Below are 13177 nucleotides of genomic sequence, written 5' to 3' on the forward strand. Positions count from 1 at the left end.
TTGGTATTGCCTGTGCGAAGGATCCCGCAGCAAGGAGAGCTCAGAAGAAGGCGTAACGGATGCCCAGCCCCAGCAGCAGTGTCGTCAGCAGGCCCTGCAGCAGGCCGCTGGGCATGTGGCGTGTCAGGCGTGCGCCCAGGCTGATGGCGGGCAGTGAGCCGACCAGCAACGCGCCGAGCAACAGGAAGTCGACATTGCCCAACCACAGGTGACCCAGCCCCGCGACCAGTGTCAGCGGGACCGCGTGAGCGATATCGGTGCCGACGATGCGCGCGGTGCTCAACAGCGGGAACAGCATGATCAACACGGCAGCACCGAAGGCGCCGGCACCCACGGAGGACAGGGTGACGCACACGCCGAGCACGATGCCTGACAGCACGGTCAGCGGTGCCGCGTGGCGTACGATGAAGCTTTCCGGGCTGATCAGCCCCAGCAGGCGCTTCTTGAACAGCAGCACGCCGGCGGTGAGGATCAACATCACGCCCAGCATGCCCTTTATCAGGCCCGCGTAGGCGGTGGGGTCAGTGAAGAAGGTATGCAGGACCGCAATCGTCAACAGCGCCGCCGGCAGCGAGCCGATGGCCAGGCGCCGGGCGATGGTCCAGTCCACATGGCCCTGACGATGGTGCGCGAAGGCGCCGCCCGCCTTGGTAATGGAGGCATAGAGCAGGTCGGTGCCCACGGCGATGTGCGGCGGGAAGCCGAACATCAACAATAGGGGCGTCATCAGCGAGCCGCCGCCCACGCCAGTGACACCGACCGCGAAACCCACTCCGGCGCCTGCCAGCACGTATAGCAGCAGTTGTGTGACTTCCATCCCTACCTACCCCCTTGTCAGGTTACTGTCGCCAATCTACTCTTGAGCGTATATTCCCGAAAGGAATCATTATTCATGATTTTATCGCCCGATCATCTTAGCAAGGTGACCGGCCATGTCCGGGCCACTGTCACGCCGCGTCGCGTCGATGGTGCTTCTCAGGAGAGTGAAGCCGCATGAAACTCCAGCAGTTGCGTTATATCTGGGAAGTCACCCGCCACAACCTGAACGTGTCCGCCACCGCGCAAAGTCTGTATACCTCCCAGCCGGGCATTTCCAAGCAGATTCGTCTGCTGGAAGATGAGCTTGGCGTCGAAATTTTCGCACGCAGTGGCAAGCACCTGACGCGGGTGACCCCGGCCGGCGAGTCCATCGTCGAGCTGGCAAGTCAGGTGCTGCGCACGGTGGAGAACATCAAGCACGTCGCCCAGGAGCATAGTGACGACCGTCGCGGCAGCCTGTCGATCGCCACCACGCACACCCAGGCGCGTTATGCCTTGCCGCCGGTGATCGCCGATTTCACGCGCAAGTACCCGGATGTCGCGCTGCACATGCAGCAGGGCACGCCGAAGCAGATCGCCAACATGGTCAGTGAAGGTCAGGCCGATTTCGCCATCTGCACCGAGTCGCTGGAGCTGTTCAACGACCTCATCCTGCTGCCGTGCTATCGCTGGAACCGCTGCGTGCTGGTGCCCAAGGATCATCCGCTGGCCAATGGCGAGGAACTGACCCTCGAGTCGCTGGCCAGTTATGCGCTGGTCACCTACACCTATGGCTTCACCGGGCGCAGCCAGCTGGATGATGCCTTCAAGTCCCATGGCCTGGCGCCCAACGTGGTGCTGACCGCCTCGGACGCCGATGTCATCAAGACCTATGTGCGTCTCGGCATGGGCATCGGCATCGTCGCGCACATGGCGGTGGACGAGGTGGCCGACGAGGACCTGGTCGCGCTGGACGCCACGCATCTGTTCGAGAGCTCCACGACCAAGATCGGCATCCGTCGCGGCACCTTCATGCGCAGCTACATGTTCGAATTCGTCGAGCGCTTCGCACCGCACCTGACGCGCGAGCGTGTTGAAGCGGCACTGGCCGCCGGCCCGCGCCACGAGCACGAGATCTTCCACGACATCGAGCTGCCGGTGCGCTGAGTCCCGGTGGGCTGAGTGTCGGTGGACTGAGTGTCGGTGGACTGAGTGTCGGTGGACAGTGTCGGTGGACTGAGTGCCGCTCGCCAGATCTGTCACAGCGCAGATGAAAAAGCCCGCCTCCTGAGAGGCGGGCTTTTTGCTGGCTGGGCGGCTCGAGCGCACAGCGTCAACCACAGGGCTCAGTGTGCCAGGTGCAGGCCACACTCGCGGTTGTCTTCCGCCTTGGTCGGGTCGACGTAGTCGAACTCGTTGGGCAGGTCGTGGGCGACCAGATACTCGTGCATCTGCTTGGATGACCAGTTGAGCACCGGGGCGACCTTGATCAGGCCATCGCCGTTCAGCGAGACCGGCTGCATGCCGGCACGGAAGGCGGTGTCACTGGCGCGCACGGCGGTGAACCACATCTCGGGGTTCAGTTCGCGCAGCGCACGCTCGAAGGGTTCGAGCTTCACTTCACGGGTGAAGGCTTCGTGGCGCGGGTCATCGATATGCGGCGTGAGGCCATCGACGGCTTCACGGTGGGCGCGCGTGCGCTGCGGCAGATAGATGATGCGGTTCAGGTTCAGCTTGCGCGTCACTTCATCGGCGAAGCGATAGGTGGCATCGGTGTTGTAGCCGTTGTCCATCCACACGATCGGGATCTCAGGACGGAAGCGCGTCACCATATGCAGAATCACCGCCTCGAAGGGACGGAAGTTGGTGGTGCAGATGGCGTGCTTGTCCAGCGACAGAGCCCAGCGGGTCAGGGCTTCCGGGTCGTTGCCGAATTCGGCATTGATGCGGGCGAGATCGAAGGTATCGGACATGAGGAGTCTCCAGAACGAGGGCACGTCCGATGGAGCGGGGCGCAGGGCTGATCAATGGCCAGGAAAGGTCATCAGCAGAGGCGGGTAGCGCTCAAGGAGACGTGCAGGAATGCGCCTACCCTATCAAAGGCAGGCACTGCTTCCCCAATACGAATTCGTTCGAACGTTATATGCCATCGAGTTATGGCGCTCATGACGCCTTATAACGCCGCCTGTCAGCCAAGCGCTTCCATCAGGCGCTGGATCTTGGCCAGGCTCTCGCGGTATTCGGCCTCTTCCTCGGAGTCGGCGACCAGACCGCCGCCGCCCCACAGATGCACCTGGCCCTCAGCGATCACCGCCGTGCGGATCGCGATGGAGGTATCCATGTGGCCGCGGATATCCAGATAGCCGAGGCTGCCGCAATAGGCGCTGCGGCGCACCGGCTCCAGCTCCTCGATGATCTGCATGGCGCGGATCTTGGGCGCGCCGGTGATGGAGCCGCCGGGGAAGGCGGCGCCGAGCAGGTCCAGCGCATCGCGCCCTTCATCCAGGGTGCTGGTGATGGTACTGACGGAATGGTGCACGTTGGCGTAGCTCTCCAGCGCGCACAGTGAGGGCACCTTGACGCTGCCGGGCGCGGAGACGCGGCCCAGGTCATTGCGCAGCAGGTCGACGATCATCACGTTCTCGGCGCGGTCCTTGGAGCTTTCCAGCAGCTCGGCGGCCAGCCGCGCGTCCTCTTCCGGCGTCGCACCGCGTGCGCGGGTGCCCTTGATCGGCTTGGTCTCGACCGCGCGGTGATTGACCTCGACGAAGCGCTCCGGCGAGACGGAGACGATCGCCATCTCCTCGCCCTTGGCGTCCTGCCAGCTCAGATAGCCGGCGTAAGGTGTCGGCGTGGCCTGACGCAGGCGCTGGTAGGCATCCCAGCTGTCGCCACTGCAGTCGGCGGAGAAGCGCTGGGTCAGGTTGATCTGATAGCAGTCACCGGCGTGCAGATACTCCATCACCTGACGGAAGCGTGCGCCGTAGCCCGCGCGGTCCAGCAGTGGCGCGAAGGGGGTGTCGAGGGCGAAGTCGGCGCTGCGCGGTGCCGGTTGCTCCAGCCACTCAAGCACCTGCCGGCGCCGTTGGGGCGAGGCGATCAGCCAGCTCTGCTGGCGCTGATGGTCACTGATCAATGCCCAGTCATAGAGACCCAGACGCGCCCAGGGCAGCGCGATATCGTCCTCGGTCGTGGCGGGCAGGTCTTCCAGCGCGCGCCCGAAGTCGTAGCTCCAGTAGCCCAGCAGGCCGGCGATGAATGGCAGGTCTTCGGCTGTCAGGTCGTGCCGGGCGAGCTCTTCGCCTGCCAGCGTCTGCGGCAGCAGGGTCAGCAGCTGGCGCTGGGCCTCGATCACCGGCAGGCGGGCGAGGCGCTCCAGCGCTTCACTGAACTGGCTCAGGTCACGCATCGACTCCGGCAGCGGGCCAGTGAGCGTGCCGCCGTGTGGACCTTGCTCCAGTACGGCCAGCGGGTCGCTGCTGATGATGTCGAAGCGGCCACCGGCCAGCGACGGCTGGCCGCTGTCGAGCAGCACGGCGTCGGGACGTGAGCGCAGGCGTGCGAAGCGCGACAGCGTGGAGGCTTCATCCTCGGCGGCGAGGGCGTAGGGCAGGGCGTTGATTTCGAGCGAGATGGTCATGACAGCTTCCGTTGGCGGACAGGGCATTCTAGGCATCCGAAGGCGTTTTGTCCGCCCATGCGTGCGGATTCCGGTGAGGGGCTGGCTTGTCGGCTTGCCGTTCTCCCGTGCGCTGATTAAGGTGCCTGCCTCTGAACGCCCTGCGCCGTCATCGATGACTGCCCTGACGCACGTGCTGACGTTCGCCCAGCCCTCTTGCCCAGTCTCTTGCCCAGCCCCTGGCACCCCACCGGAGCCCCTGCATGCATCCCGAGTTCGAACATGGCCAACATCTGCTGTCACGTCCCGATCAGAACATCTTCTGGCAGCGTCTCAAGCGGCATGACGCACAGGGCGGACGTCGACTGCTGATGCTGCACGGCGCGGGCGTGGCCGGCACGCTGACCTGGGCACCGCTGGTCGGGCATCTCACGGCCCATGATGAGCTGATCATCCCGGACCTGCGTGGCATGGGGCAGACGCTGGCGCCGCAGGGTGTCGAGCCTCCTTTCACTCTCGAGCAGGTGGTCGAGGACGTGATGGCGCTGATCGAGACCCAGCGCATCACGCATTTCGACCTGATCGGCTACAGCTTCGGCGGGCTGGTCGCCATGCGCCTCGTCCAGCGTCTGCGCGCCGAGCGCCCGGAGGTGAAGGTCGGCGACATCAGTCTGCTGGAGCCGGCACTGCTGGAGCGCGAATGCCACGCCACCATGCTCAAGGTGCGTGACGGCTATGCCGAAGCGGCGCGCGCCATGCGTGAAGCCTCAAGCCCCGAGGCGGGCATCACCGCCTTCCTCGACCTCATCTCGCCGCATCGTACGCGCAACCCGCGCGCCGAGCGCATGATGGTGGCGCGACTGGCGCATCGCCACCTAGGCTTCGCCAATGCGCTGGACTGTGTCACGCATGCCGTGCGCGAGATCGACCGTGAGGCACTGCTGGCCGACGTGCTGGCCTCCGGCAGCGAGGTGCGCAGTCTGGTCGGCGGCAAGAGTCCACAGACCCTGCGCGACTATCACAGCCTGCTGGCCGAGCGTCATGCGGGTTGGCAGTCGCTGGAAATCCCCGGCACCGATCACTCGCTGCCTTTCCAGAAACCCCGCCGCATCGGCGCGGAGCTCAGCTTCGTATAAAACGCGTGATTGTCGACAAGCCGACCGATGAACGGTCTGGCATTGAGACTCAAGACGCCCCGTCAGCCTGTGCTGGCGGGGCGTCTTTCGTCTCGGCCGCTAGCGGCTGGAGTGCCTCTGGCCTGGCGGCGTGGGAAGACTGGCATGGCGGCGTCTCAGGCGGTTCGTCCTTGTTCTGGCAGCCTTTTGTCCAGCGCATGCCAGCTCTCTTACGCCAAAGGTGTAGAGGATTTGGCGGATTGCATCTTGACCCACTCAGGCTCGCTGGCTAGTCTGGCAGTCATTGAATAATTGTCGACAATGGTGCTGAAAGTCCCTCATCGCCATTGTCCTGTCTCAGCCCCTTGTCCAGCCGGATTGCCTGACCGCCATGACCACCGATGCCTTTCACAATGCCACCACCGCTCGAAGCCTCGCGCGCGGCGCCACTGCCGAGCAGGCAGGCCACACCGCCTCCGCGAGTGCTCCGACGCCTGAGGTGCGCACCCTGGCCGAGCGCGTCTTCCACCAGCTGCAGGACGCCATCGTGCGCGGCGAGCTGGCACCGGGCAGCAAGATCACCGAGCCGGGGCTGGCGCAGGCCTATGGCATCTCGCGCGGCCCGCTGCGTGAGGCGATGCGTCGTCTCGAGGTCCATCGCCTGATCGAGCGCGTGCCCCACGTCGGCGCGCGGGTGGTCAAGCTCTCGATGACCGAGCTGCTGGAGCTGTTCGACGTACGTGAGGCGCTGGAGAGCATGGCCGCGCGTCTGGCGGCGCGGCACATGACGCAGGAGGAGGTCACGCGGCTGCGCAGCGTGCTCAAGACCCACGAGCAGCAGTCGGACCTCAAGACCGGCACCGCCTACTTCCAGAAGGAAGGCGATCTCGACTTCCACTATCAGATCGTCCTCGGCAGCCATAACCACATGCTGATGACGATTCTATGCGACGACCTCTATTACCTGGTGCGCATGTATCGCACCCAGTTCAGCGCCAGTGGCTCACGTCCGCAGAAGGCCTTCGTCGAGCACCATCGTATCGTCGATGCCATCGAGGCCGGCGACGAGGAGCTGGCGGAGCTGCTGATGCGCCGCCACGTCAGCGCCTCACGGGAGAACGTCGCCCGCCGCTATGCCGCCACGCTCAAGGAAGAGCAGGGAGAGGAGTGAGCTGCCACACCGCTTGCGACCGGATCACCACCAACAATTCCAACCCCGTCATGGGCCCAGCCCGGGAGATGTCATGTCACGCCATCTGAGTTCCACCGCCTTGCCAAGCCCCGGCGCCCGCTTCCGCGCGGCGCTGGAAGCCAATCGTCCGCTGCCCATCGTCGGCACCATCAATGCCTATACCGCCATCATGGCCGAGCGCGTCGGGCATCAGGCGATCTATCTGTCCGGTGGCGGCGTGGCCAACGCCTCCTACGGCCTGCCGGACCTGGGCATGACCAGCATGAATGACGTGCTGGAAGATGCGCGCCGCATCACCGCCGCCAGCGAGCTGCCGTTGCTGGTGGACATCGATACCGGTTGGGGCGGCGCCTTCAACATCGCACGCACCATTCAGGAGATGGAGCGCGCCGGCGTGGCGGCCGTGCATCTGGAAGACCAGGTCGCCCAGAAGCGCTGCGGACATCGCCCCAACAAGGCCATCGTCTCCAGTCAGGAAATGGTCGACCGCATCAAGGCGGCCGCCGATGCCCGCCGTGATGACGACTTCTATCTGATCGCGCGTACCGATGCCTTCCAGAAGGAAGGGCTCGAGGCCGCCGTGGCGCGTGCCAATGCCTGTGTCGAGGCCGGGGCGGACGCTATCTTTGCCGAGGCGGTGCATACCCTCGAGGACTACCGCGCCTTCTGCGAGGGCGTCGACGCGCCGATTCTGGCCAACATCACCGAATTCGGCGCCACGCCGCTGTTCAATCAGCGCGAGCTGGGCGACGTCGGCTGTCGGATGGTGCTCTATCCGCTGTCCGCCTTCCGCGCCATGAACGCCGCCGCCCTCAAGGTCTACCAGAACATCCACGACAAGGGTGACCAGAAGGATGTGGTCGACGACATGCAGACCCGCATGGAGCTCTACGACTTCCTCGATTACCACACCTTCGAGCAGAAGCTGGACACCCTGTTCGAGGCCGAAAGCCGCAAGGATTGATGCCAGACGCTCGAGACGGACGCCATGTCTCGCATCAGGAGGCCACTGGCTTCACGGGCCGGCACTTCCGGCCCGACCGTTTCTCCCTCGCTGGCAAACGCCTGGCCGGCGAGGGGCTTGACGCTTTATGCCCTACAAGAAAAAGAACAACTCAATGACGTCACTGCCAAGGAGATCGCGCCATGTCAGATACCACCGCTACCCCGAGCCCTAGTGCCTCCAGCGGCCTGCGCGGCCAGAGTGCCGGCGAGACCGCCCTGTGCACCGTCGGCCAGACCGGCTCCGGCCTGCGCTATCGCGGCTACGATCTGGAGGATCTCGCCGCCCACGCAAGCTTTGAAGAAGTCGCCTATCTGCTGCTCAAGGGCAAGCTGCCCAATCGCTCTGAGCTGGACGCCTACATCACGCGCCTCAAGGGGTTGCGTGGTCTGCCGGATGCCCTGAAGGCGGTACTGGAGCAGATTCCGGCCAGCGCTCACCCGATGGACGTGATGCGCACCGGTTGCTCGATGCTCGGCAATCTGGAGACCGAAGAGAGCTTCGATGAGCAGTCCGACCAGGCCGACCGCATGCTGGCGGTGTTCCCGTCGATCATCAATTACTGGTATCGCTTCAGCCATGATGGCGTGCGCATCGACACCGAGACCGATGACGACTCCATCGGCGCGCACTTCCTGCACCTGTTGCACGGCGAGGCCCCCAGCGATCTGCATGCCGCGGTGATGAATACCTCGCTGATCCTCTATACCGAGCACGAGTTCAATGCCTCGACCTTCACCGCGCGTGTCTGCGCCTCGACGCTCTCCGATCTGCATTCCTGCGTGACCGGGGCCATCGGCTCGCTGCGCGGACCGCTGCATGGCGGTGCCAACGAGGCGGCGATGGCGATGATCGAGCACTGGCGCTCACCGGAGGAAGCCGAGCGCGAGATTCTCGGCATGCTGGAACGTCGCGAGAAGATCATGGGCTTCGGCCACGCCATCTACCGTGAACGTGACCCGCGCAACGCCATCATCAAGGAGTGGTCACGCAAGCTGTCCGAGGATGTGGGCGACACTCAGCTCTACGCCGTTTCCGAGCGCGTCGAAGCCGTGATGTGGCGCGAGAAGAAGCTGTTCTGCAATGCCGACTTCTTCCACGCCAGCGCCTATCACTTCATGGGCATTCCCACCAAGTTGTTCACGCCGATCTTCGTCTGTTCACGCCTGACCGGCTGGGCGGCGCATGTCTTCGAGCAACGCGCCAACAATCGCATCATCCGCCCGAGCGCCGATTACACCGGCCCGGAGCATTGCGACTGGCTGCCCATCGAGCAGCGCGACTGACCCTTTCCTCGGCCAGTCAGCGTGCTGGCCGATCGTTTTCTTGACCGCCTGATGAGTCCGGATGCCCATGAATACCGAGTATCGCAAACCCCTGCCTGGCACGGCGTCACCGGGTACCCCGGTCGACTACTTCGATGCGCGTGCCGCCGTGGAAGACATCGCCCCCGGCGCCTACGCCGGTCTGCCCTATACCTCACGCGTACTGGCCGAGAACCTGGTGCGTCGCTGCCCGCCGGATCAGCTGCGTGACAGCCTCGTGCAATTGATCGAACGTCGGCGTGATCTCGATTTCCCCTGGTACCCCGCGCGCGTCGTGTGCCATGACATCCTCGGTCAGACCGCGCTGGTCGACCTGGCCGGTCTGCGCGATGCCATCGCCGAGCGCGGCGGAGACCCGGCCAAGGTCAATCCGGTGGTGCCGACCCAGTTGATCGTCGACCACTCGCTGGCGGTGGAGCACGCCGGCTTCGACAAGGACGCCTTCGCCAAGAATCGCGCCATCGAGGAGCGGCGCAACGAAGACCGCTTCCACTTCATCGACTGGACGCGTCAGGCCTTCGAGAACATCGACGTGATTCCGCCGGGCAACGGCATCATGCACCAGATCAATCTGGAGCGGATGTCGCCGGTGATCGAGTCGCGCGCCGATGAGAAGGGCCATCAGGTCGCCTTCCCGGATACCCTGGTGGGCACCGACAGTCACACGCCGCATGTCGATGCGCTGGGCGTGATCGCCGTCGGCGTCGGCGGGCTCGAGGCCGAGAGCGTGATGCTGGGGCGTGCCTCCTACATGCGCCTGCCGGACATCATCGGCGTGCGCCTCACCGGGCGTCCGCAGCCGGGCATCACCGCCACCGACATCGTGCTGGCGCTGACCGAATTCCTGCGCGCCGAGAAGGTCGTCTCCTCCTATCTGGAATTCTTCGGCGAAGGCGCGGCCAGCCTGACCCTGGGCGATCGCGCCACCATCTCCAACATGACGCCGGAGTACGGCGCCACGGCGGCGATGTTCTACATCGACCAGCAGACGCTGGACTACCTGACGCTGACCGGGCGTGAGCCGGAGAACATCGCGCTGGTCGAGCGCTACGCGCGTGAGACCGGGCTTTGGGCCGACGAGAGCGGCCATATCGAAGGCGCGGTGGAATATGAGCGCGAGCTGACCTTCGACCTGTCCTCGGTGGTGCGCACCCTGGCGGGCCCCTCCAATCCGCATAGTCGCGTGCCGACCAGTGAACTGGCCGCACGCGGCATCTCCGGGGTGATCGAGCATGAGCAGGACGAGGACGGGCGCGACCTGATGCCGGATGGCGCGGTGATCATCGCCGCCATCACCAGCTGCACCAACACCTCGAATCCGCGCAATGTCATCGCCGCCGGCCTGCTGGCCAGACGCGCCAATGCGCTGGGGCTGACGCGCAAGCCGTGGGTCAAGACCTCGCTGGCGCCGGGCTCCAAGGCCGTGCAGCTGTATCTGGAAGAGGCGGAACTGCTGCCGGAACTCGAACAGCTCGGCTTCGGCATCGTCGGCTTCGCCTGCACCACCTGCAATGGCATGAGCGGTGCGCTGGACCCGGCGATCCAGCAGGAAATCGTCGAGCGTGATCTCTATTCCACCGCGGTGCTGTCCGGCAACCGCAACTTCGATGGCCGTATCCACCCCTATGCCAAGCAGGCCTTCTTGGCCTCGCCGCCGCTGGTGGTCGCCTATGCCATCGCCGGCACCATCCGCTTCGACATCGAGAAGGATGTTCTCGGGCATGCGCCGGATGGCTCGCCGATCATGCTCAAGGACCTGTGGCCGAGCGACGAGGAAATCGACGCCATCGTCGGCTCCAGCGTCAAGCCGGACCACTTCCGTCAGGTCTACATCCCGATGTTCGAGGCCCGTCAGGATCGCGACGACACGACCAGTCCGCTCTACGACTGGCGCGAGATGAGCACCTACATCCGTCGTCCGCCGTACTGGGAAGGCGGCCTGGCCAGCGCACCGACGCTCAAGGGCATGCGGGCACTGGCGGTGCTGGGGGACAACATCACCACCGATCACCTGTCGCCCTCCAATGCCATCATGGCCAGCAGTGCGGCGGGCGAGTATCTGGCCGCGATGGGCCTGCCGGAGGAGGACTTCAATTCCTACGCCACTCACCGTGGTGATCACCTCACCGCGCAGCGGGCCACCTTCGCCAATCCCAAGCTGATCAACGAGATGGCCGTGGTGGAAGGGGCGGACGGCAAGCGCGAGATAAAGCAGGGCTCGCTCACGCGCCTGGAGCCGGAAGGCAAGGTGGTACGCATGTGGGAGGCCATCGAGGCCTACATGCAGCGCAAGCAGCCGTTGATCATCATCGCGGGCGCGGATTACGGCCAGGGCTCGTCGCGTGACTGGGCGGCCAAGGGTGTGCGGCTGGCGGGCGTCGAGGCCATCGTCGCGGAAGGTTTCGAGCGTATCCACCGCACCAATCTGGTCGGCATGGGCGTGATGCCGCTGCAGTTCGCCGCCGGTACCACGCGCAAGACGCTGGCGCTGGATGGCAGCGAGATCTACGCCGTCGAAGGCGAGCCGGCGCCGGGGGCAGAGCTCACGCTGGTGATCGAGCGTACCGCCGGTGACAAGGCTGGCCAGCTCGAGCGCGTGCCGGTCACCTGCCGTCTCGATACCCGTGAGGAAGTCTCCATCTACTCGGCGGGCGGCGTGCTGCAGCGCTTCGCCGAAGATTTCTTGAGCTCCCAGGCACCGGGCGAGCCGGCGGCGGAGGTGACGGCATGAGCCAGCAGGCACAGCTCAGGATTCCCGCCACCTATCTGCGTGGCGGCACCAGCAAGGGCGTGTTCTTCCTGCGTGATGAGCTGCCGGAAGCGGCGCAGATGCCGGGCCCGGCGCGTGATGCCTTGCTGTTGCGCGTGATCGGCAGCCCCGACCCCTACGCCAAGCAGATCGATGGCATGGGGGGCGCGACCTCCAGCACCAGCAAGACGGTGATCATCAGTCGCAGCGAACAGCCGGACCACGACGTCGACTATCTGTTCGGTCAGGTCTCCATCGACTCGCCCTTCGTCGATTGGAGCGGCAACTGCGGCAATCTCTCGGCGGCGGTCGGGCCCTTCGCCATCGAGAAGGGCCTGGTGCCGGCCGAGCGCCTGCCGCGTGATGGCATCGCCGAGGTGCGTATCTGGCAGGCCAACATCGCCAAGACCATCATCGCGCGGGTGCCGATGTGCGAAGGGCGCGTCCAGGAAAGCGGTGACTTCGCCCTCGATGGCGTGACCTTCCCGGCCGCCGAAGTGGCGGTCGCCTTCCGCGACCCCGCCGCTGGCGAGGGCAGCATGTTCCCCACCGGAAATGTGGTCGATACGCTGGAAGTGCCGGCATCGGTGGTCGCGGGCGGGCGAATCCAGGCGACCCTGATCAATGCCGGCATCCCGACCATCTTCGTCGCTGCCCGCGATCTGGGCTATCAGGGCACCGAACTGCAGGAAGCGATCAATGCAGATGGCGAGGCCCTCGCGCGCCTCGAGACATTGCGCGCCCACGGCGCACTGCGCATGGGGCTGATCCAGGAGCTGGGCGAGGCCGCCAGACGTCAGCACACCCCCAAGGTCGCCTTCGTGGCACCGCCGGTGAATCACGTCGTCTCCAGTGGTCGCGAGATCAAGGCCGACGAGATCGACGTGCTGATTCGCGCCGTGTCGATGGGCAAGCTGCATCACGCCATGATGGGCACCGCGGCCGTCGCCATCGCCGCGGCGGCCGCGGTACCCGGCACGCTGGTCAATCTTGCCGCCGCTGGCGGGGCCGATGCTGAGTCTGGGGCCGGACAGACTGGCACCGCGCGTGACTCGGTGTGCTTCGGACATCCCTCCGGCACGCTCAGGGTCGGCGCGAGTGCCCATCGTCAGTCACCCTCGGGTCAGGTCAGTGACGGCCAGCAAGGCGAGGGCGAATGGACCGTCAGTGAGGCCGTGATGAGTCGCAGCGCGCGTATCCTGATGGAAGGCTGGGTGCGGGTGCCGGCGGAGACCTTGATGCGCTAGCGCCGGTATTGGCAGGCGATGGTCTATTGTCATGTTCGACAGCCAAGGCCCTCACCTGCGGCATCCCGATGAAAGCCGGCCTGGCATGCATGTGCAGAGGGCCGGCTTTCGCGTGTCTGTGGTGCGGAC

The 13177-nt window shown here is 65.2% G+C and carries 10 protein-coding genes; 7 read left to right on the top strand and 3 right to left on the bottom strand.

The features are described 5' to 3' along the window. Positions 1 to 40: 40 nt before the first annotated feature. The gene (locus H2O77_RS02790; protein WP_043333970.1) at positions 41 to 817 is read right to left on the bottom strand and encodes a sulfite exporter TauE/SafE family protein; all 777 of its coding nucleotides are present in this window, start codon (positions 815 to 817) and stop codon (positions 41 to 43) included. 176 nt (positions 818 to 993) lie between these two features. On the opposite strand from H2O77_RS02790, the gene cysB reads away from it, so the two are divergent. Further along, a complete protein-coding gene (cysB, locus tag H2O77_RS02795) occupies positions 994 to 1965 on the top strand; it encodes an HTH-type transcriptional regulator CysB (RefSeq protein ID WP_043333969.1) in 972 nt (323 codons plus the stop codon). A gap of 179 nt (positions 1966 to 2144) precedes the next feature. On the opposite strand, the gene H2O77_RS02800 is transcribed toward cysB, so the two are convergent. Next, entirely contained in the window at positions 2145 to 2771 is a 627-nt protein-coding gene (locus H2O77_RS02800; RefSeq protein WP_215823861.1) for a phosphoadenosine phosphosulfate reductase family protein, read from the bottom strand. 215 nt (positions 2772 to 2986) lie between these two features. Continuing rightward, on the bottom strand, positions 2987 to 4438 hold the full coding sequence (gene pabB / locus H2O77_RS02805) for an aminodeoxychorismate synthase component I (RefSeq protein WP_215823862.1): 1452 nt from the start codon (positions 4436 to 4438) through the stop codon (positions 2987 to 2989). 242 nt (positions 4439 to 4680) lie between these two features. On the opposite strand from pabB, the gene H2O77_RS02810 reads away from it, so the two are divergent. From H2O77_RS02810 to prpF, 6 genes are all read left to right on the top strand, one after another. Further along, positions 4681 to 5553, top strand: coding sequence for an alpha/beta hydrolase (locus tag H2O77_RS02810; RefSeq protein WP_215823863.1), 873 nt, complete (start codon positions 4681 to 4683; stop codon positions 5551 to 5553). 370 nt (positions 5554 to 5923) lie between these two features. Then, a complete protein-coding gene (locus H2O77_RS02815; RefSeq protein ID WP_043333965.1) occupies positions 5924 to 6703 on the top strand; it encodes a GntR family transcriptional regulator in 780 nt (259 codons plus the stop codon). Positions 6704 to 6776: 73 nt separating this feature from the next. Next, complete coding sequence (gene prpB, locus H2O77_RS02820; RefSeq protein ID WP_043333964.1) at positions 6777 to 7688, top strand: methylisocitrate lyase; 912 nt, start codon at positions 6777 to 6779, stop codon at positions 7686 to 7688. 182 nt (positions 7689 to 7870) lie between these two features. Beyond that, a complete protein-coding gene (gene prpC, locus H2O77_RS02825; RefSeq protein WP_215823864.1) occupies positions 7871 to 9013 on the top strand; it encodes a 2-methylcitrate synthase in 1143 nt (380 codons plus the stop codon). A 67-nt stretch (positions 9014 to 9080) separates the two neighbouring features. Next, on the top strand, positions 9081 to 11783 hold the full coding sequence (gene acnD / locus H2O77_RS02830) for a Fe/S-dependent 2-methylisocitrate dehydratase AcnD (protein ID WP_215824468.1): 2703 nt from the start codon (positions 9081 to 9083) through the stop codon (positions 11781 to 11783). Then, positions 11780 to 13048, top strand: coding sequence for a 2-methylaconitate cis-trans isomerase PrpF (gene prpF, locus H2O77_RS02835; RefSeq protein WP_215823865.1), 1269 nt, complete (start codon positions 11780 to 11782; stop codon positions 13046 to 13048). The genes acnD and prpF overlap by 4 nt, the downstream gene beginning before the upstream one ends. Positions 13049 to 13177 lie beyond the last annotated feature (129 nt).

Source organism: Cobetia sp. 4B (genome assembly GCF_018831605.1).
GTDB lineage: Bacteria > Pseudomonadota > Gammaproteobacteria > Pseudomonadales > Halomonadaceae > Cobetia > Cobetia amphilecti.